Source organism: Sediminibacterium sp. FW305-C-49, from assembly GCF_058231085.1.
Map to the genome: position 1 here is coordinate 1,168,225 of NZ_JBIQXS010000001.1, position 23,794 is coordinate 1,192,018.

A 23,794-nucleotide genomic window follows, 5' to 3' on the forward strand; every position below is an offset into this window, starting at 1 on the left:
ATGAAAAAATCATTTTTATATATCAGTGTCCTGGCCCTCATGCTATCCAAAGCATCTGTAGCGCAGGATGATGTTTATCCTGCAGGCAAGCAGGCTAAAAAAACAGCCATTACCAATGCTACTGTGCATGTGGGTAATGGTAATGTAATAGAAAACGGAACCGTTGTTTTCGACAATGGAAAGATTACCTATGCCGGTGCAGCATCAGGAGCACCATCAGCCGAAACAACCATTGATGCAAAAGGCAAACACGTATATCCCGGTATCATTCTTCCGGCATCCAATATGGGGTTACAGGAAATTTCGGGTGTACGAGGTAGTACAGACGTGAATGAGATCGGAGAATTAAATCCATCTGTTCGCTCTATTGTTGCCTACAAAGCAGAATCCATTATTACCAATACCGTTCGCGCCAACGGCATCCTGTTTGCACAGGTTATTCCGGGTGGTCAGTTAATAGCGGGTCAGTCATCTGTTGTACAACTCGATGCCTGGAACTGGGAAGATGCCGCTTACAAAGCAGACAATGGCATGCATTTTTATATGCCCAGCTTATTGTCACGTCCGGGTGGTGGTCGCTTTGCTGCATTGTTGGCACTGCTTGGTCCCCAGCAACAGTCTGATCCTGTTAAAGCAGCGCTCGACAGAATTGAAGGGGTAAAAGCGTTTTTCAGGGAGGCCAAAGCTTACCACCAGAAAGATGCGGGTAAAGAAATCAACCTCAAGTTTGAAGCAACCAAAGCGTTGTTCGACAAGAAACAGAAATTCTATATCCACTGCTCACAGGTAAAACAAATGCTGGTAGCGATTGATTTTGTAAAAGAGTTTGGTTTTGATGTGGTGTTGGTAGGAGCCGGCGAAAGCTGGCAGGTGGCCGACCTCCTCAAACAAAACAATATCTCAGTCATCCTTACCCAGGAACATAACCTGCCTACACTGGATGATGATGATGTAGACCAGCCATACAAGTCAGCTACATTCTTACAGAAAGCAGGTGTATTGTATTGTCTGAACGACGATGATCCGCAGAACCGTGGCCGCAACCTGGTATTCAATGCCGGTACTGCCGCTGCCTATGGTTTAGGTAAAGAAGAAGCCCTGAAAGCCATTACATCAAATGCTGCCAAAATATTAGGCATTGATGATAAAACAGGAACGCTTGAAGTTGGTAAAGATGCCAATATCGTAATTAGCGAAGGAGATATCCTTGATATGAAAAGCAGCATTGTAACCAATGCCTTTATTCAGGGACGTGCCATCAGCTTACACAGCAAACACACACAGTTGTTTGAGCGATATAAGCACAAATACGGTATTAAATAAAAACAGTGCTTTTTTAATAAAGACCCCGGCAAATATGTCGGGGTTTTTTCTTGCCCTCATCTCATCTGCCCCGGATTTAAATCCGGGGCAGGGAAACATGGGGGAAAGGGGGGCTTAACAAAATATTTACAGCAGTATCCTTACTAATAACCACCCTTCTCCCTCATTTACCGCTCATCGTTCTTATCGCAGCATTAACAGCCCCCTGTCTGTAACGTTTCTACTTTTACTACGTTTAGTTTCGTATAAAAGGGTACCAGGGTGAATGTTTTGCCCTTTTTTGCAAATACTGATACGCTATAAACTGACTATATGAGAGCTTTATTAACTACGCTGGGCCTGCTAATATCATGCACCATGCTGTTTGCACAGCAAACAGAAAAAGTGGTGAAAAAAATTCCCGCTGTAAGAACGACGCAGAAGATCGTCATAGACGGAAACCTCAACGACTCAGCCTGGTTACAAGCACCCGTTGCCACCGATTTTATTGAGTGGAGACCCACATTTGGTAATAAGGAAGATGAAAAAAACAGAACCGAAATCCGGATTCTTTACGATAACAATGCCATTTATATAGCAGGTTATGCCCATGAAGCAAGCCCAGACAGCATTACCAAAGAGCTGGTGGGTCGCGATGTAGTGGGTGTTAACGATTTTGTAGGCGTTATATTCGATACCTACCACGATAAGATCAATGGTTTTGGCTATTATGTAACCGCACTGGGCGAACAGTTCGATGCCAAATACTCATCCAACGGAGAAGACGGAAGCTGGAACAGTGTATTTGAAAGCAATGCCAAGATACAGTCCGATGGCTGGACCTTTGAAATGAAAATTCCCTATGGGGCCATTCGTTTTGGAAATACCAAAATACAGGACTGGGGAATCAATATCACCAGAAGAAGAAGTAAGAGCGGAAAGCAGATGATGTGGAGTCCAACCGATCCTGCTATCGGGGGTAATTTCCTTGCGCAGTTTGGTTTGTGGACAGGTATACAGGATATTAAGCCGCCCCTTCGTCTTTCCTTCTCGCCGTATCTCTCCACCTACGCCAACCATTTTCCATACAACCAACCCGGCGTAAAAAATACCACTACATCTATCAATGGTGGTATGGATGTGAAATATGGTATTAACCAGGCATTTACATTAGACATGACCCTGGTACCGGATTTTGGACAGGTACAAAGTGATAACCAGGTATTAAACCTCACACCTTTTGAAGTGCAGTTCAACGAAAACAGAACCTTTTTTACTGAAGGAACAGAATTGTTTGGCAAAGGAAATCTTTTCTACAGCAGGCGTATAGGCGGAACACCAATGCATCTGGGTAAAGTAAGCAGCCAGTTGCAACCCGGGGAGACGATTGGAAAAAACCCGGTGGAAACAAGACTGCTTAATGCCAGTAAAATAAGCGGAAGAACGAGTAAAGGACTTGGTATCGGATTCTTTAATGCGGTTACCAAAGCACAGCATGCAAGTATAGAAGCGGGTGGAGAAGAGACCAGAAAATTTGAAACCAATCCGCTCACCAATTATAATATCCTGGTGTTTGATCAGACATTAAAAAACAACTCGAGTGTTTCACTTATCAATACCAATGTTACGAGAAGCGGTACCGATTATGATGCGAATGTAACTGCGGCATTATGGGATATTTATGACAAGAAAAATACCTGGAACGTAAACGGACAGGTTGGCGTGAGCCAGTTAATTGGATATGAAGCACCCGGAAAAACACTCATGGGCTACAATCATACCTTAGGGTTTGGTAAAACAAGTGGCCGTTTTAATTTTAATCTGTGGCAGGAGCTGGCAGATAATAAATACAACCATAATGATATGGGGTATTTTACCAACAACAACTATTTTAATAATGGTATATGGCTTGGATACAGGTGGTTAAAACCGAAGAAATGGTACAACCGCATCAATGCAAATGTGAACATGAATTATTCGATGCGCTATAAGCCCATGGATTATCAGCGGTTTAATTTTAACGCTAACCTGAATGGTCAGCTAAAAAATCTTTGGTGGGCAGGTTTTAATTTTAACCTGAATCCCGAGCAGAACGACTTTTTTGAACCAAGGGTAAATGGCAAAGTCTTCAAACGCCCCGGAAGCTGGATGACTGGTTTTTGGTTTGAAACGAACAATGCCAAAAAATATTCAGCCGTTGTAGAATTTTATAACAGAACGTTTAACAAGTTTGGTAGTAACGGTCAGGAAATTTTCTTCCGCAACAATTATCGCTTCAATAAAAAACTGACGATTACGACCAACACATTTCTGATGTTTTCACACAATAACCTCGGTTATGCAACCATGTTTAATAACGACAGTATCATTTTTGCACTTCGCAAAAGAAATACCGTTGAAAACGTGTTGAACGTCAAGTATAATTTCACGAATAAAATGGGATTGTCGTTTCGCGCCAGACACTATTGGAGTAAAGTGGCTAATAACGAGTTTTATAAACTCCGCAATGATGGTTATCTGAATCATATAGCCGGCGGAATTAACCGGAACGTTGATTTCAATGTAAACTATTTCAATATCGATATGGTGTACACCTGGCAGTTTGCATTGGGTAGCTTTATCAATATTGTATGGAAAGATGCCATCAGCACATTCAACCAGGATACCAGAACAACCTATTTCAAAAACTTTGGTAATACATTGAGTTCCGATCAGCAAAACAGTATTTCCATCAGGGTTATTTATTTCCTTGATGCGCTGACGCTGAAGAAGAAATCATAAATCCCATATCCCCAAAACCCAGAAAGCATCCCATCAATGATCGGATGCTTTTCTTTTTTGACGGAACAGTTCATTACCTTAGCTGAATGAGTAAGAAAGTATTTTTACTGGATGCCCTGGCACTGATATACCGCGCTTATTATGCGCTGATCCGAAACCCCCGCATAACTTCAAAAGGAAGAAACACCAATGCACAGTTCGGGTTTACCAATACTTTGTTTGATCTCATCAACAAAGAAAAGCCGACCCATCTTGCTGTTTGTTTCGACACCCATGCACCCACAGAGCGACATACAGATTTTACAGAATACAAAGCAAACAGACAGGAAGCTCCTGAAGACCTGCTTGATTCTATTCCAGATATACAGCGCATCATTCGCGCATTTAATATTCCTGTGGTAGAAATGGATGGTTATGAGGCAGATGATGTCATCGGTACCGTTGCCTGGCAGGCTGCAGATAAAGGATATGAAGTGTATATGGTAACGCCCGATAAAGACTATGGTCAGTTACTCATACACCCACATGTATATATTTATAAACCCGCATCATTTGGTAACCCCTCTGAAATATTGGATGCCGCCAAAATATGTGAACGCTGGGATATACAGAGAGTAGAACAGGTGGTAGATATGCTTGGTTTAATGGGCGATGCGGTTGATAATATTCCCGGCATTCCCGGTGTAGGCGAAAAAACAGCAGCCAAATTGCTGAAAGAATACGACACACTGGAGAACGTACTGGCCAATGCCGATAAAATAAAAGGAGCCCTGGGCGAAAAAGTAAGAAACGCTGTTGACCTCGCCATCATGAGTAAAAAACTGGCCACCATTATCACCAATGTGCCGGTTGAATTTCATGAAGAAGATTATCGCCTGAAAGAATGGAACAAAGAAGCGCTCACGGAAATATTTACAGAGTTAGAATTTAAAACCCTTGGCAAACGCATACTTGGCGACGACTTCAATGCATTTCATGCAGCACCGCAGGGTGTTCAGACCGATCTGTTTGGCAATGCGGTGGCAACACCAAAAGCACCAGCCAAATCAGTAAAACAAGCGGAAACAGAAAAACCGGTAAGTGGTCCCGAAACAGAACAACTCGGACTGGTGGCCGAAAAAAACATCAACAATACTGCACACAAATACGAACTGGTACAAGGCGCCGAAGCCATTCAACAACTGGTGGCTACACTCTTGCAGCAAAATGAAATTTGTTTTGATACAGAAACCACCGGCACTGATGCCAATAATGTAGAACTGGTTGGACTCAGCTTCTCTTATAAAGCCGGGGAAGGTTATTATGTACCATGCTCTGCTAACCAGGAAGAAGTAAAGAAAACCCTGCAATATTTTCTGCCATTGTTTGAAAAGGAGTCAATTACCTGGGTAGGACAAAATACCAAATACGACCTGCTCGTATTAAAATGGTATGGCATAGAATTAAAAGGACACTTATTCGATACCATGCTAGCCCATTACCTTATAGAGCCGGAAGGCAGAAGAAGCATGGACCTGTTGAGTGCGCAGTACCTCGGTTATGAACCTGTACATATTGAAGAACTGATAGGGAAGAAAGGAAAAAACCAGGGAAGCATGCGCGATGTGGAACTGGAAAAGATAAAAGAATATGCAGCAGAAGATGCAGACATTACTTTTCAACTAAAACAGGTTTTTGTTCCCTTGCTGAAAGAAAAAGAAGTACAGCCTGTTTTTGAAAACGTAGAAAACCCATTGGTGCGAGTGTTAACCGATATGGAATTTGAAGGCGTAAAGATTGATGTGGATTTTTTGAAACAATACAGCCGGGAACTGGAAACAGAAGCCAAACGATGTGAAGAGAGCGTGTATGCGCAGGCAGAAGTTCGTTTCAATCTTGCATCCCCCAAACAACTTGGTGAAGTGTTGTTTGAAAAACTAAAACTGGATCCCAAGGCCAAAAAAACAAAAACAGGTCAGTATGCAACCGGTGAAGATGTTTTATTGAAGCTCGCGAACCAGCATAAAATAGTAGATGATATTCTTGGTTTCCGGGAGTTGACCAAACTCAAATCAACTTATGTGGATGCCCTGCCCGAAATGATCAATCCGAAAACAGGTCGGGTGCATACCAGTTATGCGCAGGCGGTGGCTGTAACAGGAAGACTGAGCAGCAATAATCCCAACCTGCAGAATATTCCCATCAGAACAGCCAGAGGAAGAGAAATCAGGAAAGCGTTTATCCCAAGAGAAGAAGGACGCGTACTGCTCAGCGCGGATTATTCGCAGATTGAATTACGTATTGTGGCTGCCATCAGTGGCGATCCGAACATGTGTGAAGCATTCAGACAGCATAAAGATATTCATACTGCCACAGCATCAAAAGTATATGGTGTTCCTGAAAATGAAGTAACCAAAGAAATGCGTTACAAAGCCAAAAGCGTAAACTTTGGTATCATTTATGGTCAGGGTGCATTTGGTTTGGCAGATAATCTGGGTATCAGCAGAACAGAGGCGAAAGAGATCATTGATAATTATAAAAAGGAGTTTCCCAATATCCAGCGTTATATGGATGAGCAGGTAAACCTGGCCAAAGAGAATGGTTTTGTACAAACGCTGGCCGGAAGAAAACGCTGGTTGAAAGACATCAACAGCAGCAATTTCACAGTGCGTGGTTATGCGGAGCGAAATGCCATCAACTCACCCATACAGGGAACGGCTGCCGACATGATTAAGCTGGCAATGATCAAGATTCATAATGAAATGAAGACAGGCAACTGGCAGTCGAAAATGATTTTACAGGTACACGATGAATTGGTGTTTGATGCTGTAGCCAGTGAAGTGGATTTGTTGAAAGAACTCATCATCCGCTGTATGACCACCGCCATGCCACTACCCAACGATGTTCCTGTTGAAGCAGAAGTGGGCATGGGCACCAACTGGCTCGAAGCGCATTAAGAACAGACGAACAGAGAAATATCGAATATCCAATTTCGAAATTGGATATTCGATATTTATTATTCAAATATTTACCTCTCCACCATGAATACGAACGAGGCAACCATACATAAATTTTATACTGCTTTTCAGCAGCTTGATTATGCTACCATGCAATCCTGCTATCATCCCGAAGCGGTGTTCAGCGATCCGGTGTTTGGGTTGTTGGATGTACATGAAGTAAAAGCCATGTGGGAAATGCTCTGTACCAGGGCCAAAGAATTTTCGCTCACTTATGGTAATATCCAGTTGCTCGATGAAGAGTATGCTACCGTAGAATGGAAAGCGGTCTATATTTTTTCTCAAACAGGCCGGAAAGTAGAAAACCAGATCAAAGCGCATATGCGATTTAAAGATGGTCTGATCATTGAACATTCTGATGCTTTCTCTATTTACCGCTGGAGTAAACAGGCTTTTGGCCTAACCGGCTGGCTGCTCGGCTGGTCAGGGTATTTTCATAAAAAATTACAACTGAAAGCTAAAATCGGGTTGACGAGATTTATGGAGCAGTAGGAGGGAGACCGCCCTTCTTTCGTCAGGGTGACAAGTCGGAAAGTCCACAGAATATTACCCATCGTAGACGGCTGATAGTTATTCATTGCTCTTTATCTTTATACGGCACCATAAAGATGACAGGCGATGAACTGGAACGCATTCTTTCAAAACGCACAACTCATAGGCTCCAGGTATTTTTTGCTGGCACTGATGGGGTTTCTTTTATTTTATGTGCTGTTCAGAAATAAATGGTTGTACAAAAAAATTCAGCAACGTTTTCCAAAGAATAAGGATTATGCCAGAGAAATCATCTACTCTGTGGTAACCATGCTCATTTTCAGTCTGGTTTCCTCTGTTGTTTTTACACACCCGTCTATCAGACCACATACAACTATTTATAAAGAGGTCAGCGAGTTTGGCTGGATCTATTATTTCGCAGCATTTCCTTTGATGCTGTTTATACATGATACTTATTTCTATTTCATGCATCGGCTCATGCATCATAAAAAGCTATTCAACTATGTTCACCTGGTGCATCACCAGTCGACCAATCCATCACCCTGGGCGGCCTATTCTTTTCATCCGGTAGAAGCATTTATTGAAATAGGTATTCTCTTTGTTTTTGTATTCACCATCCCCATACACAAAACACATTTGCTCATTTTCTTTTTATTCATGATTGTGTACAATGTGTACGGTCACCTGGGTTACGAGCTCTATCCCAAAGGCTTTAATAAAACATGGATTGGTAAATGGATCAACACATCCATCAACCACAACCAGCACCATCAATACTTTAAAGGGAACTACGGATTGTACTTTCTGTTTTGGGATCGCCTGCTGGGCACCATCCGCGAAGATTATGATGCAAGGTTTGAGGAGGTGAAAACAAGACAGTCAGAATAAATATGTTTACTCTGCTGCTTTCAGTGGCAATTTATTTTGCCACAGAGGACACAGAATTACACAGAAGAAAATAAAAAAGCGGCGAGCATAATACTCACCGCTTTTGAATTTTTTTATTATTAAATCACTCACTACTGACTACTCACCACTCACTCCCTATCGATTCATCGAAGCCAGGAACTCTTCATTATCCTTCGTTCCTCTCATACGTTTCAGTAATTCGTTCATCGACTCCTCTGTGTTCATATCATTGATATACAGACGGAGAATATTCATTCTTTGTAATACTTCTTTATCCAACAACAAATCATCGCGACGGGTTGAAGAACCAACCAGGTCAATGGCCGGGAAAATACGCTTGTTGGCCAAACGACGATCAAGCAGTAACTCCATGTTACCGGTACCCTTGAATTCTTCAAAGATTACTTCATCCATTTTACTACCGGTTTCAATCAGCGCAGTAGCCAGGATGGTAAGAGAACCACCGTGCTCAATTTTACGGGCAGCACCAAAGAACTGTTTAGGTTTCTGCATGGCATTGGCTTCCACACCACCACTCAATACTTTACCACTGGCAGGTGCAACGGTGTTGTGTGCACGGGCCAAACGTGTAATGGAATCCAGCAGGATCACCACATCATGACCACACTCAACCAGTCTTTTTGCTTTTTGTAAAGCAATGGTAGACACTTTTACGTGTTTTTCTGCAGGCTCATCAAAAGTAGAAGCAATGACTTCTGCCTTAACGCTGCGCTCCATATCGGTAACCTCTTCCGGACGCTCATCAATCAACACCACCATCAGGTAACACTCCGGGTGATTGGCGGCGATGGCATTGGCCACTTCTTTCAGCAACATGGTTTTACCCACTTTGGGTTGTGCCACAATCAATCCACGCTGTCCCTTACCTATTGGTGTGAACAGGTCCATGATACGTGTGCTGTAATTATTGGAAGTGGTAAACAGGTTGAGTTTCTCGTAAGGGAAAAGCGGTGTGAGGTAATCGAATGGAACACGGTCGCGAACTTCATCCGGACGTTTATTGTTGATATGATCCACTTTCAGTAAGGCGAAATATTTTTCTCCCTCTTTTGGCGGACGAACAGCACCCTGAACAGTATCACCGGTTTTCAGACCAAATAATTTGATCTGTGATGGAGATACATAAACATCATCGGGTGATGATAAATAGTTGTAATCAGAAGAACGCAGGAAGCCATAACCATCAGGCATCATTTCAAGTACGCCTTCACCGAGGATTACGCCTTCAAATTCAATATTAAAATTGGGTTCTTTTTTGTGTTGACGCTGGGGCTGTTGAGCGGGTGCTTCCTGTGGAAGTCCGGTTTCCGGTGCCTGTGCTGTTTCGTTGGCACTGTTTTCATTGCCCTGTGGTGCTGTTTCTTCTGCAGGAGCAGGCTCAGCTCTTTCGTTGCGGGCTTTTTTAACCGGTCCGCGTTTGGGAGCCGCTTTTTCAGGGGCATCTTCCATTACTTCGGCCTCTTCGGTACCATTGGCGGTTTTAACCGTAACTGGTTTGCGGGCACGTGCTGTTTTTTTCTTGGGATCGTCTTTCGACTCACTCGCCTGAACAGCCTGGTTATCGAGGATCTTGTAAATAAGGCCCTGCTTATCAAGCTTTTTGGCGCCTGAAATCTTTAGCTGCTCAGCTATATCAAGCAGCTCGGGCAATAACATGTCGTTTAATTGCAAAATATCGTACATAAACTCTATTGATGGGAAAAATTCAAATTGTCATCGTTCAAAATCCAGTCTAAGGGAATTGCAGGCTCAGATCGGAAAAACTTGGGTATTGTTAATTGATTGGAAGAGGGTAAACTGATGCGTCAAGAGCGAAAGAAGGACTAAATCAGCTTGATTTCCGATGCAATGTTAAGCGAAAAAAATCAAAAACAAAACAAAAAATTCATTTCGAATGCTTTTAGGTAGCGATGATTTTGGCCACAGATTCACAGATTAAGATCCAATAATCTGTGAATCTGTGGCCAAAAAATCATGTCGAAAGCCGCTGTCTATTTTGTTATACACCAGGATTAATCAGCCTTCTTTTCATCCCCAAACTGTGTCTTATCAACGATTTTACTGATAATCTGGTCGAGTTCCAGCGCACTCATTCTCAAATACTGTAATATTTGATCGTTCTCCTCCACCGTTTTCAGTTTAAAATCCATCAGGTCGGTTAACCCGATAATATTGGCCACTGGTCGGCGTATTTCGTGCGATTGTATTTTGGCGATCTCTTTCAGCGTATCCACATGTTGCTGGATCTGCAATTCCTGCTCTTTACGGTTGGTAATATTAATAGAAGCAATAACTACTCCCGACAAATCTCCGTTTTCATCAAAAACACCATAATACCGGCGCAGGAACCAGCATTTTTCGCCATCCGGATATTCTACCAAATGTTCGTGTGTGATAGTGGCTTTTTTTTCCTTGAGCATACGCCCATGTTCCATGCCAATGGTTTTGTATTCCTCCTCATAATAATTGGTGAGTTTGTCTCCTATTTCGAAGGGTTTACCAAACATTTTAACCGCATGCTGCTGGGCTCTTTTATTGGCATATTTGATGCGAAAATCCTTGCTGATATAAATAAGCACATTATCGGAACTGTTGATAATAGACTGCAGGTTTTTTTCAGAAGCCGCAATCTGGTCGCGCTTATGTTTCAGCTCGGTAATATCTTTTGAAATACCCACTACATGTGTAATGTTGCCATTATCATCTTTAATGGGAAAAAGCTCACTCAGACTGGCCGTCTGGTCCTCAAAATCTTCCTCAAAGCTAATGCTGTGGCCCTTTTCAACACATTCAATAAAACGTAAACGGATGGCATCAATAATGCTGGTACGGAGCATCTCCTTAAACTCCTTGCCTACTACAGAGGCTTCAGTAACAGCAAATTTTTTGAGATAGGCGGGGTTAACATATTCCATCACAAACTCTTTTCCGCCGGCCCGTACCTGTACAATAAACACGGCTTCGGTAGTGAGTTCAATCAATGACTGGAACAATGATGGATGAATCATTCGGTATTGGATATGGATCAGTTAAAAGCGGTTAAAAATATACAATTTAAAGTTGAAAAAGGAAGAAATGTATAGGCAGGCTGCAAGCTGCAAGCCACAAGCTACAAGTACAATTCTGCCTCTGGCTTGTAGCTTGTGGCTTGCAGCTTGCAGCTTCTCCCATCTCCCCTATCTTTGCCCTCAAATCAAGCAACAGCAAGCAATGTTTAACAACAGAACAAGGATCAAAGACCTGCTGAGTAGCGGGCAGACCGGGCAAGACATTATCGTGATGGGTTGGGTACGCACTTTTCGTAACAACCAGTTTATTGCATTGAATGACGGCAGTACCAATAATAACTTACAAATTGTAACAGAACTGGGTTTATTAGATGATGCTACACTCAAACGCATCACTACCGGTGCGTCTTTAAAAATAACAGGAACCGTTGTACCATCGCTTGGGAAAGGCCAGACCGTAGAGCTGAAAGCCAAAACAGTAGAAATACTGGGCGACAGCGACGCAGAAAAATATCCGCTTCAACCCAAAAAACACAGCCTGGAGTTTTTGCGTGAGATAGCACATCTCCGATTCCGCACGAATACATTCGGGGCTGTGTTCCGCATCAGACACGCACTGGCATTTGCGGTACATAAATTTTTCAATGAAAAAGGTTTTGTGTACCTGCATACACCCATTATTACCTCTAGTGATGCAGAAGGTGCAGGTGAAATGTTTAGGGTAACCACATTGCCTTTTGATCATCCGCCACGCAAAGAAGATGGCAGCATCGATTTTGCAGAAGACTTTTTTGGCAAGAGTACCAATCTTACGGTGAGCGGACAATTAGAAGGCGAATTGGGTGCTATGGCATTCAGTGAGATCTATACATTTGGTCCCACCTTCCGGGCAGAGAACTCGAATACAACACGCCACCTGGCAGAGTTCTGGATGATTGAACCCGAAATGGCTTTTCATGATATTGAAGACAATATGAACCTGGCCGAAGAGTTCATTCAATACCTCATTAAATATGTCATGGAACACAATGCCGAAGACCTGGCATTTCTCGACCAGCGACTGGCAGAAGAAGAAAAACAAAAACCACAGAACGAGCGCCAGGAACTTGGCCTGCTGGAGAAACTGAAATTTGTGGTCGACAATCAATTTGAACGTATTACCTATACAGAAGCTATTCAGATATTACTCGATTCACCCGCTTACAAGAAAAAGAAATTCAAGTACGAAGTGAAATGGGGTATTGATATGCAGAGCGAACATGAGCGTTACCTGGTAGAAAAGCATTTCAAAAAACCAGTGATTGTAACGGGTTATCCAGCCGCCATCAAAGCGTTTTATATGCGACTGAATGATGGATGTGAACCGGGCAAAGAAACGGTAGCTGCCATGGATATACTGGCACCCGGTATTGGTGAAATTGTAGGTGGTTCGCAAAGAGAAGAACGCCTCGATAAATTAGAAGCCCGTATGCAGGCCATGCATATACCATTGGAAGAAATGAGCTGGTACCTCGATACCCGCCGTTTCGGAACCGTACCCCATGCCGGCTTTGGTTTGGGCTTTGAGCGAATGGTATTATTTGTAACCGGCATGACCAATATCCGCGATGTCATTGCCTTTGCAAGAACGCCGAAGAATTGTGAGTTTTAATATAGCTGCTAGCTACTAGCTTCTAGCTGCGAGTGAGATGTCTTTAAACTCGCAGCTAGAAGCTAGTAGCTAGCAGCTTTACTACAACTTCATTGCCTTATAAATCTTAACCAGCCCGTCATTCTCGCTGCTTACTACCAGCAGACTTTGTTGAATGGGGCTTTTGGAGGCGGGGATGAATAGCATACCTTCTGGGGCATCTCCTGTTTTAATCATTTTCAGAAATACAGGTGCTGTCGGATTGCTTACATCATAAATAGCAATGGCATCTGCTCTTTCGAGACCTACAAAAGCAATTTGTTTGCTGCCTACTTTGCCGATTGTAATGGCTTCGGGCTCCACTGATTTATCATCGCTTCTTCCATCATCGTAAACAGAAAGATCTTTTGCTTTTACATCGAGTTCGTTTTTGCTGTCGAAAACCAGTGAACCATTCGATGCATCCCAAACACTAAAAGAACGGGCACCCATGCTGTAGATGGCATCATAATCGCCATCGTTATCGGTATCGCCATCGGTGGTAAGTATATTGAGACGACCCAACTGTGCATCGGTTTTTAAAGTGGTGGCATTTGGAAATGCGGTTGCATCGAGGTTAACGGTAGAAAGACGTTTAAAATCTGTAAAGGCTGTGTACTCCCTCGAATCTCCTTCATTGGCGGTAAACAAATAGGTTTTGCCATTATAAGAAAGATTGGCAATGGCATCGGGCATATAAATACCAAAGATTTTCCAGGGAGCAAAAGCAATGGCATTGTCGCGGTCAGACACATCTGTAGCGGTTGCTGTCTGGTTAAAATCTTTATAACCCAATGGCATAATACCGGTAATGGTTTTTGAAACTAGGCTAATGGTTGCAATGGCATTGGCTTCCTGTAAGGTAACCCAGGCTGTTTTAGAATCGGAAGAAACGGTGATGTATTCAGGTTCTATATCATTCAGAAAGTTTTTATTCAGTCCGCTGATGCGAAAACCTTTTGCTGTTAATGCAGCCTGCTGGCTGGCAAAAGCAGCAAAATTAATCGTGGTAACAGCGTAATTATCTGCTATGCTGATAATAGAAATGGATCCTTCGGGGTCGGCGCTGTAAGCGGCATTGGGTTCGCCTTCATTGGCGGTGAGTATAAATTTTCCATCGGGGCTAAACACAACCATATCGGGCAGGGCACCTACGGTTATTGTTTTTTCTTCGGCATAAGTGCTGGTATTAAAAACCACCACTTTACCATTTTCCTGTTTGTTGACCGATTCGATGGCGGCCGCCAGTTTACCATTGCTCACATCTACACTGTTAACATAACCACCATAAGGCGCCATGCTGATACTGTGAATGACGGTGATATTGGCCGGGTCAGCCATATTGATCACATCAATTTTATTGGTGGTACCATTATTAACGGCAAAAAGCCTTTTGGTGGCGGGGTCATAAGTGGTAATTTCTGCTGCACCTGCACCGCCGAGGTTGAGGGAGGCTATTTCTGCATAGGAAGCAGGGTCTTCATTCACGATTAATTCAGCGGGTGCTGTTTCATCTTTTTTGCAGGCAACAAAAACAAGTAGGCAGAGTGCCATGCTGGTTATTCTGATCATAGATTCGGTTTTGCTGCAAAACTGTACACTGTAGATGATGGAATTATTATGTACCTGTTACCGAATTGTTATTGACCCTCAATAAAATAGGCAAAAAAACGGGCGATAATGTGGATTATATGTGAAAACCCCCTATTTTTGCTGCCCCGAAACAGGGAGAAAAGCTTCAAGCTGCAGGCTACAAGCCACAAGCAAAACCTGGTATCTTGATTCTTCTCTTTCACCGATGGTGCGGTAGCTCAGTCGGTAGAGCAAAGGACTGAAAATCCTTGTGTCGCCGGTTCGATCCCGGCCCACACCACTTCGAAAAGATAAAACCCACGCTGGTCGTGGGTTTTTCTATTTGGTGCGATAACCCTAAACAAACATTTAAAAAACAACATAAAAAAAGCCCGGCTCTGTGAACCGGGCACTCGGCATCTTTAACCTTATCGTGCTTTTTTCTTTGGATCAGCTTTCTTCTGGGCAGAGCTTTTCTTTTTAGTAGGCTTATTCTTTTTAGGGTGAGCTGTCTTTTTTGACATAGATTTAAATTTAAGGTTAGTGAATTATTTACTAATAGCTGCAGTGTACTTCTTCCTTTTCTTACTTAGTGTTCTTTCAGAAGCGGCAACAGTACAGCCGGTGCTGTAAGTAAACAAAGATATGCCTATAAGCGTAAATCGAAATTTAATCAGGGAGATAAGCGTTTTGTGATGGTCTTCCAACAGACGGCCAACACAGGAAGACCCTGACAGAGATGATGGACTTTTTGTTTGTGGTAAGGAGATTTACAAGAACAGGCGGCACTAACTTTTGGAAAGTTTCGGAACTTTCCAAAAGTTCACTCGCCACGAAACATTTTACTTCGATAAAGGCTCTCCTAAAACCTGGTGAATGCTGATGCTCAATTCAGAAAATGCATATCCGTTCTGAAACTAAACCTTGCAGCTCAAAAAAGCAATCCGTACCTTCAGACCTTAACAGGATATATTTAGTAACAGATGAAAAAAGCAACCATTTTTTTAACAATATTACTGGCCGTTGTAATCAGTTATGGACAACAACATCATGTAGTGGTGGTAAAGTATACAGAAAAAAATAAAGGGGTTGGTTGCAGAGACGGAATGATGTCACCTGCCAGTTTTGCCACAGCAAAGGAAGCGTCAGCTCACGCGAGTAGGGCTTTTACAGAAAACAAATCCAAAGACATAGGCGTTTATAAGGTTTCAGATAAACAGGTGGGTATTATATATGAATGGAAAGTAACCAGCGGAAATTATACCTGCACCCATATTGCCGTAGTGGACGCGGCAGACCAATCTTCAGCCATGAGGATCTTAGAAAAACACCGCCTCAAAAAAAAGGGAGTTACAATTATTGGCTTCCTGAATGTGGCAGATAAGGATGGTAAAACACTCATGGACAATTTTATCAAAACAGGTTTTTAGTAAAACACCTGCATCAACATACATGAGAGCCTGTTCATTGTATGTAATGCACTATTCTATTGCAGAGCCACCCGAGTAAGATGGACCTTGCAATAAAATAAATGCAATTAATTATTTCTTTTTACTTCCGCGGGGATAGATAAAAAAACTAAAGCTAAGATTGGAAAATTTATATTTCTCCTGTGTTGTACCATTTAAGCCATGCGAATCGCTGGTATTGGGTTTATAAGTAATTAGTCCACCACCATCATCGCCACTATAGCTGCTGGTATTATAATATAGCCCCAACCCAATACCCGCTTTGGGCAGTACATAATTCAATCCGAGAGAATAGGTACTCATTGCCGGACCTGATGATGCATATTTAAAAGAAGCGTCGCTGTCGTAATCGAAATTAGACGAAAGTATTTTTTCGCTGAGCGTAAAACCAATATCATAACTATATAAACCCGAAATCACCAGGTTGCGTAATGGAATATTTAATCCACCCGACATACCCACGGTGCCCCCGCTTTGCTGAACACGCATGGTTGGAGCAATGATATTTCCGGTACGTAAATTTTTAACCCTGTACTCAACAGTGGGAGAAACCATATAGCCAAACCGCACACCAAAACTTATCATCGTGCGGTGACCGAGAATGCCTACTGTAGTGAGGCTCGGACTTTGGTTATTTTGGTTGAGGATATCTTTATAGGAAGCAGCCAGTCCTGCATAACGAAACTCTACTAAAAGATGTCTTGTCTTCTTTTTCGGGTCAATTGTTTCAATGGCATTGCCAATACCTTCTCCTAATTTATTAATGCCCTGCGCCAACACAAAATAGGCGGCAATACCATCCATTTTTTGTTTAACCCTTTCAGAAGGATATAATGTATAAGCCTCTTTGTATTTGGCATAAGCACTCTGTGCAAATGCGGAACCCAATTTCTCCAGCCGGTCTCCTTCAGCTTCCAGGTCCATAGACCGCACACGATCAATTTCAACCTGTCGTTTCCACTTATCGGGGTCTTCTGCTTTTTTGGCTGTACCTGAATTGGAGGAAGACTCATCCTTTTTTTCATCCTTCGAAGTAACGGTGAGGCCCAGGCTGCCCCCCGAAGAACTATTATTCCTGAATCGTTTAGCATAATCATTTAACATGCCTGTTGTATAATCGGGAATAATAAGGGAGGATAGTTTAGAAACCTGTTCTACTTCTGCCTTTTTTAACGACTCATCGAAATAGGTTGAAAAATTGGTTTGTAAAATGGTATATCCTCTTCTCCTGAAATCAGCCATTACTTTTTCGCGCACCTGTTCCATGTAGCTGGTGGTACTGGAAATAACATTGTATAAATCATAAGGTCCTCTGGCGCTGGTATTGTCGAAATAACCCCATTGTTCTTTGGGGTAGTCTAGATGAATACTGCTGTATGCATAACCAGTCGTTTCATCTGACATGATTTTTTCACATTTTTTATAAAAAGCATTACTAAGTGCTGTTCTGAATTGAGAACTCCCTAAAATGCCTGAGGGTGAACTATAACCAAACCGCATAGGCGCGCGGTAGAGATAGCTGCTAAAAATAACCACCTTATAATTGCCTTCACCAGGCAGGGAGGCTTCTGTATAAAAAAAACAGATATCCCTTTCATTCACGGGCACGGGCTCTCTTACTACCTGTGACAGGGCTTTATTTTGTAAGAGTGTAAAAAAGAAAAAACAGGAAAAGGCAAAACACAGGTTGGATGGCTTCATAGTATTGAAATAGGAGTAAAAAAGTGTTGCTTTAGAAGACTGTATTTATAGCAGTTGCTTGTAAGGCAAAAGGCAATATACATTCAACATCAATCAATTAACTGAACCGCGCAATAAATACTCATATATGAGTATATGAAATGATTCTGGTTACTCAAATAAACAACCCCTCTTGTATTGATGATATCCTTAAGTCTGCTCATGTTATCTGGGAGTCCAGACCCCTAAAGTGAACTTTTTCATTGCTGGTCCTTCACATTAGATTTTTTACCTTTATTCTTGTTTCGATGCAACATTTTTAGAGAAACTGTTTATCTTTCTAAAATGCATATGAGAAAAATAATCATAGTAATGATCAGCTCTTTGCTCATCATTACTTCCTACGCACAAGACACCGCAGCCATCTACCTCAAACTGCAGGAGATTGCCATCATAGATCAGAAAGTAATGATGCCCATGCGCGATGGTATCAGACTGGCCACCGATATCTACCGCCCCAAAGGCAACCAGAAAGTGCCCATCGTTTTTTCGAAAACACCATACCAGTTTAATACCTGGGTAGATGGTAAAATGACTACCCGCACCATGGAAGAAGCCTACAATGCGGTTTCGCGTGGTTATGCCTATGTGGTACAGAATGAAAGAGGTCGCTATTTCTCAGAAGGTGAATGGGATATTCTCGGACCACCCATTACCGATGGTTACGATGCTTTTACCTGGATGAGCAAACAACCCTGGAGCAATGGAAAAATTGGTGTGATCGGTTGTTCCTCTACTGCGGAGTGGCAGATGGCTGTAGCTTCACAAAACCATCCGGCCCTGGCGGCCATGGTGGCACAGGGTTTTGGCGCAGGCGTGGGCCGCGTAGGTAAATTCATGGAGCAGGGTAACTGGTATCGTGGTGGCGCACAGCAAATGTTATTTACCGCCTGGCTCTATGGTACACAAAACGATAAATTCAAACCAACCTTCCCTAAAAATATACAACAGAAAGACCTGCAGCGTTTGCAACGCTTTTATGATATGTCGACCGAAATGCCCCGTGTAGACTGGTCGGTAGGACTGCGTCACCTGCCCGTGCAGGATATCATTAAAAATGTAAAGGGATCGGAAGGGGTATATGAAGATATGATACGCCGTAAACCCAATGATCCCAAATGGTTCAAAGGAGGTTTGTATCATGATAATATGCCGCTGAATGTACCGGCCTACTGGTTTGTATCCTGGTACGATGTATCCTCTGCTCCCAATATTGCATTGTTTAACCATGCACGCAAAGCAGCCAAAGACAAGGCCACGGCCGACAACCAATACCTCGTGATTGCACCGGTATTACACTGCTCATATAAACGTGCAACTGAAAATACGGTTGTGGGTGAAAGAAGTGTGGGCGATGCAAGATTAAACTACGATGAACTTACCTGGGGCTGGTTTGATATGCTCTTGAAAGGAGAGAAAAACGATTTTAAAGAAAAACAACCAAGGGTTCGCTATTATACCATGGGCAGCAACAAATGGCAGCAGTCTGAAACATTTCCACCGGCTAATGCAGCAATGCAGTCTTTCTATTTAACCAGCGGAGGAAAAGCCAATACCAGAAATGGAGATGGACAATTGAGCAGCGCTGCTCCAAAGGAAGATAAGCCCGATGCATTTATGTACGATCCCATGAACCCTGTTCCATCTTATGGTGGTAATGTGTGTTGTACAGGTAATGCGGTGGTGGGTGGTTCATTCGACCAGTCTAAAATGGAACTGCGTGATGATATCCTCGTATATACTTCTGATGAACTGAAAGAAGGGATAGAAGTAACCGGTTTTATTGAATCTACCTTATTTGTATCATCAACAGGTCCGGATACAGATATCACGATTAAGTTGATAGATGTGCATCCTGATGGCAAAGCATACAATCTCGATGAAACCATCCAGCGTTTGCGTTACAGAGAAGGCTATGATAAGGAGGTGTTCATGGAAAAAGGTAAAGTATATAAAGTAGACCTCACGCCCATGGTAACAAGTAATTTTTTTGCAGCAGGTCATCGCATCCGCATAGAAGTAAGCAGCAGTAATTTCCCCCGCTTCGACAGAAACATGAATACCGGCGGAAAAAATTACGATGAATCAACAGGCATTAAAGTAGAAAATAAAATTCATCACTCGGCGCAATATCCTTCTGTAATTAAGTTGCCGGTGGTGAGGAAGTGAGGGGAAGCGGGTGAATGGGTAATGGTGAATGGGCAATGGTGAATCGTCAATGGTGAATAAAGGGCGGTTACGCTGTATAAAACGAGGCTTTTCTTAAACTGTTATAATTACAGTGTTACATAGCATATGTACAAACTTTATCATTACCAATTCACCATTCACCATTGACCATTCACGATTCCGCCCCCCCCTTTCGCAAAAAAAAGCAGGTAAGAATACCCGCTCGCGTTTTATTAGAACTGATGTATGAGAGAAATGTCCGCCACAATATTATGACAGCATCAATCCTTTCAAAAATCTAAAATACTGAAAGGAAATTAATGATAACTGAGGCGTGAATGGTGAATGGTCAATCGTCAATCGGTAATCATGAATAAAGGGCAGATACGCTGCGGAGCGTTTTCTTACAACTTTTAAATTACAATACTAGACGGCATGATGTACAAACCCTGTCATTCACTATTCACCATTGACCATTAACGATTCCCCTCCCCCTCAATCCTCCATTTCCCCCCTTCAGTTGTTAAAAATTGAACTTGGGTTTTTAACATCGTCTCGCATGCGCTATTCGCGGAAGTTTTATTGTCTACGCACAACAATAAACTCGAAATATCATGCGAAAATTTGTACTTCTCTGCTGCTCCTTTTTAATAGGACTGGCAGCTCTCGCTCAAAACAGGACCATCACCGGAAGGGTGGTCGACCGGGATAATAATAAAGTCCCGAATGCAAGTGTGCTTGTAAAAGGCACCAATGTGGGTACTTCCGCTAATGCAGACGGACAATTCTCTCTCACGGTTTCTGCAACGGCTAAAACACTGGTTATTTCGGCCGTTGGTTATACCGACCGTGAATTGAACCTCACTGCCAACACGAATTATACCGTACAGATTGATCCGGCCGATAAAAGTCTGGATGAAGTGGTGGTGGTAGGATACCAGAGTATCAAGAAACGCGACCTCAACGGAAGTATATCTGTTATCGATAACAAAGAGATTGCACAGAAACCTATTTCTAACTTCACCCAATTATTACAGGGTAAATCTGCAGGTCTGCAGGTGATAGGACAGAGTGGTCAGCCCGGACAAAGCGGCTATCTGCGTGTACGTGGTACCGGTTCAATCAACGCATCATCTGAGCCATTGATTATGGTAGATGGAATTGCAGTGACTGCTACTGCATTTGGATTGATCAATCCAAACGATATTGAAAATGTATCTGTCTTAAAAGATGCATCTGCGGCTGCTATATATGGCGCGCGTGCAGGTAATGGTGTTATTGTGGTTACCACCAAAAGAGGTAAATCCGGAAAACCAGAATTGCGTTATTCTTACCAGCATGGTTTTGTAGGATTGCAGCCATTGAACAATGTAACGTTGATGAATGCCAGACAAAAACTGAAATATGAATTTGATGCGGGTGTGGTAAATGCCATTGCAGATTCAATGATCAGGAACAGGATTACGTCGGGTGCTTTGCCTGCTGGTTCTACACTGTTTAATATTACTGCACAACAACGCGAAGACCTCTGGAACCTGATGGAATCAAGAGGTGCGGGCGACTGGGGTAAGTATTATTTACAGGATGCCTATACCGATCAGCACGAAGTAGCATTAACAGGTTCTTCCGATAAGATCCGTTATTATCTCTCGCTGAATAAATTCAATGAGAAAGGATTGATGTACATGTCGCAACGCGATCGTACCGGTGGCCGTTTCAATATTGAATACCAGGCATACGACTGGCTGAAAACAGGTGTCAACCTGGGTGTAACCCATTCGAACGAATACCAGAACAGGGAACTGAATAATGTGCAGAGTCCATGGAGAGCCTATTTCACGACCAATCCATATGAACCACTGTACATGCCAAATGGTACGTATAATCTAACATTCCAGGGCTTCTCGGCACTTGAGGGACAGGAGAAAAACACTTTCTTCCTCGATCGTATCGCCACATTCGCCACATTGTATGCAGAGGCGAAACCAATTAAAACGCTGACATTAAAAACACAGTTGGCGATGAACTACAATACGGCCAAAACAGAAAGCTACCTGCAACCAGGTTCTAACCTGGCCGCTATTCTGGGTTATAGCCAGAAGTCGGATGGTGGTAACCAGGATTTCCAGTATGTAGCTACCAATACCGCCAACTGGAATAAAAGTATCAATGGTGAACATAATATTGATGTACTGGCCGGTCAGGAATTTACCAAACGTAATTTCTATTCTTATTTGCTCGCAGGTAACAGTATGCCAACATCAACTGTAACCACGATTGAAAATGCGGCACAGGTACAAACAGCTACCACTTCACGTTCACAGTTTTCCATCATCTCTTATTTTGCTTCGGCAGGATACGACTGGAAAAAAACCTATGGTGTAAAACTGAGTGCCAGAACAGATGGTTCTTCAAGATTTGGTACCAATAACCGCTTCTCTAATTTCTGGGCTGCCAGTGCATGGTGGAATATCAAGAAGGAAGCGTTTATGGATAAGCTCTCTTATATCAGCGATCTGCGTTTGAGAAGTTCTGTAGGAACTTCAGGAAATGTTCCCAACCAGTTTTATGGATCGTTGGGTACTTACGCACTGAGCTCAAGTTATAACCAGTTACCCGCTGCAGTACCCAGCCAGCTGGCCAATCCAGATCTTACCTGGGAGAAAAACTTTAACTACGATATCGGACTGGAGTTTGGTTTATTCAGCAACCGCATCACCGGTACATTTGATTATTACCACAGAACAACAAAAGACCTGCTCTTCCCTAAAAACGTGAGCCAGGCTACAGGATTCACCAGCGTATTAAGTAATGTAGGTTCCGTAGTGAACAAAGGATTTGAGATTAGTTTAAGTGGTGATGTAATCCGTAAGAAAGACCTCAACTGGAATATTTCATTCAACTATTCTCAGAACGATAATAAAGTAACACAACTCGTATCACCAGATCTTCCCTCAACTACCAATACAAGGTTAACGGTGGGTCAGGAATTGAATACCTATTTCCTGGTGAGATGGGCAGGCATTAATCCGGCCAACGGAAGAAACCGTTATTATCGTGCAGATGGTTCCATCACAGAAACCTATTCACTCAACGATCAGGTATTGCTGGAAGGAAAATCGCCGCTGGCTAAATTCTTCGGTAGTGTGAATTCAAACCTGCGTTATAAAAACCTTGACCTGAGTTTACAGTTCTATTACAATGGTGGAAACTATATCTATAACCAGATGTACAGAAATGCAGTAGGTGATGGTGGTAATGCATCGAGCCTCGCTATTAACCAGTTTACAGATGCCCTGAACTACTGGACCAAACCTGGTGATGTGGTGGCCAATCCATCTATTACGGATGCATCACAAAAAGTAAACCTTGTAAGTGATAAGTTTTTAGAGAAAGGTGATTATATCACACTGCGTGATGTGGTGATTGGTTATACACTACCATCATCTATCACCAGCAAACTGCGCATCAACAGTTTCCGCTTTTTTGTACAGGGAACCAATTTATGGACTGGTACCAAATTCAGGGGAACACCTGAAGTGGGTTTTCCTAACCGTGAATCAGGTGCTGCTACATTCTCACAGCCAGGTCAGTTAAGTCTATATGGTTATCCGCCTGCGAGAACCATTACTGTTGGTTTGGATATCAAGTTCTAATTCAAAAAAA

General features: G+C 42.6%; 13 protein-coding genes and 1 tRNA gene. 10 read left to right on the top strand and 4 right to left on the bottom strand.

Annotation, left to right across the window (positions count from 1 at the left end; genetic code table 11):
• The 5 genes from ACH3Z1_RS04925 to ACH3Z1_RS04945 all read left to right on the top strand — a co-directional run bounded on the left by ACH3Z1_RS04925 (position 1) and on the right by ACH3Z1_RS04945 (position 8,459).
• Entirely contained in the window at positions 1-1,323 is a 1,323-nt protein-coding gene (locus tag ACH3Z1_RS04925) for an amidohydrolase family protein (RefSeq protein ID WP_490820748.1), read from the top strand.
• Positions 1,324-1,635: 312 nt separating this feature from the next.
• A complete protein-coding gene (locus ACH3Z1_RS04930) occupies positions 1,636-4,083 on the top strand; it encodes a DUF5916 domain-containing protein (protein WP_490820749.1) in 2,448 nt (815 codons plus the stop codon).
• 86 nt (positions 4,084-4,169) lie between these two features.
• Positions 4,170-7,019, top strand: a complete 2,850-nt coding sequence (gene polA, locus ACH3Z1_RS04935) for a DNA polymerase I (RefSeq protein ID WP_490820751.1) — start codon at positions 4,170-4,172, stop codon at positions 7,017-7,019.
• An 84-nt stretch (positions 7,020-7,103) separates the two neighbouring features.
• Positions 7,104-7,571, top strand: a complete 468-nt coding sequence (locus ACH3Z1_RS04940) for a nuclear transport factor 2 family protein (RefSeq protein ID WP_490820752.1) — start codon at positions 7,104-7,106, stop codon at positions 7,569-7,571.
• A gap of 126 nt (positions 7,572-7,697) precedes the next feature.
• Positions 7,698-8,459 carry a sterol desaturase family protein gene (locus ACH3Z1_RS04945; RefSeq protein ID WP_490820753.1) on the top strand — a complete coding sequence of 254 codons (762 nt, stop codon included), beginning with the start codon at positions 7,698-7,700 and terminating at the stop codon, positions 8,457-8,459.
• A gap of 156 nt (positions 8,460-8,615) precedes the next feature.
• On the opposite strand, the gene rho is transcribed toward ACH3Z1_RS04945, so the two are convergent.
• Both rho and ACH3Z1_RS04955 read right to left on the bottom strand, forming a co-directional pair.
• Positions 8,616-10,184, bottom strand: coding sequence for a transcription termination factor Rho (gene rho / locus ACH3Z1_RS04950; protein ID WP_490820754.1), 1,569 nt, complete (start codon positions 10,182-10,184; stop codon positions 8,616-8,618).
• 329 nt (positions 10,185-10,513) lie between these two features.
• Entirely contained in the window at positions 10,514-11,509 is a 996-nt protein-coding gene (locus ACH3Z1_RS04955; RefSeq protein WP_490820755.1) for a PAS domain-containing protein, read from the bottom strand.
• Between the two features lie 202 nt (positions 11,510-11,711).
• On the opposite strand from ACH3Z1_RS04955, the gene asnS reads away from it, so the two are divergent.
• Positions 11,712-13,160 (top strand): asparagine--tRNA ligase, encoded by a 1,449-nt coding sequence (gene asnS, locus ACH3Z1_RS04960; protein WP_490820756.1) that lies wholly within the window; start codon positions 11,712-11,714, stop codon positions 13,158-13,160.
• An 81-nt stretch (positions 13,161-13,241) separates the two neighbouring features.
• On the opposite strand, the gene ACH3Z1_RS04965 is transcribed toward asnS, so the two are convergent.
• The gene (locus tag ACH3Z1_RS04965) at positions 13,242-14,750 is read right to left on the bottom strand and encodes a choice-of-anchor I family protein (RefSeq protein ID WP_490820757.1); all 1,509 of its coding nucleotides are present in this window, start codon (positions 14,748-14,750) and stop codon (positions 13,242-13,244) included.
• A gap of 228 nt (positions 14,751-14,978) precedes the next feature.
• Between ACH3Z1_RS04965 and ACH3Z1_RS04970 the strand changes: the two genes are divergently transcribed.
• Together ACH3Z1_RS04970 and ACH3Z1_RS04975 are read left to right on the top strand one after the other, a co-directional pair.
• Positions 14,979-15,051, top strand: a tRNA-Phe gene (locus tag ACH3Z1_RS04970).
• A gap of 682 nt (positions 15,052-15,733) precedes the next feature.
• Positions 15,734-16,180: a hypothetical protein gene (locus ACH3Z1_RS04975; RefSeq protein ID WP_490820758.1), complete on the top strand. Its 447-nt coding sequence runs from the start codon at positions 15,734-15,736 to the stop codon at positions 16,178-16,180.
• Between the two features lie 111 nt (positions 16,181-16,291).
• Here ACH3Z1_RS04975 and ACH3Z1_RS04980 read toward each other — a convergent pair whose 3' ends face one another.
• Positions 16,292-17,920: a hypothetical protein gene (locus ACH3Z1_RS04980; protein ID WP_490820759.1), complete on the bottom strand. Its 1,629-nt coding sequence runs from the start codon at positions 17,918-17,920 to the stop codon at positions 16,292-16,294.
• A gap of 330 nt (positions 17,921-18,250) precedes the next feature.
• On the opposite strand from ACH3Z1_RS04980, the gene ACH3Z1_RS04985 reads away from it, so the two are divergent.
• Together ACH3Z1_RS04985 and ACH3Z1_RS04990 are read left to right on the top strand one after the other, a co-directional pair.
• The gene (locus ACH3Z1_RS04985; RefSeq protein ID WP_490820760.1) at positions 18,251-20,128 is read left to right on the top strand and encodes a CocE/NonD family hydrolase; all 1,878 of its coding nucleotides are present in this window, start codon (positions 18,251-18,253) and stop codon (positions 20,126-20,128) included.
• 614 nt (positions 20,129-20,742) lie between these two features.
• Positions 20,743-23,784 (top strand): SusC/RagA family TonB-linked outer membrane protein, encoded by a 3,042-nt coding sequence (locus ACH3Z1_RS04990; protein ID WP_490820761.1) that lies wholly within the window; start codon positions 20,743-20,745, stop codon positions 23,782-23,784.
• Positions 23,785-23,794 lie beyond the last annotated feature (10 nt).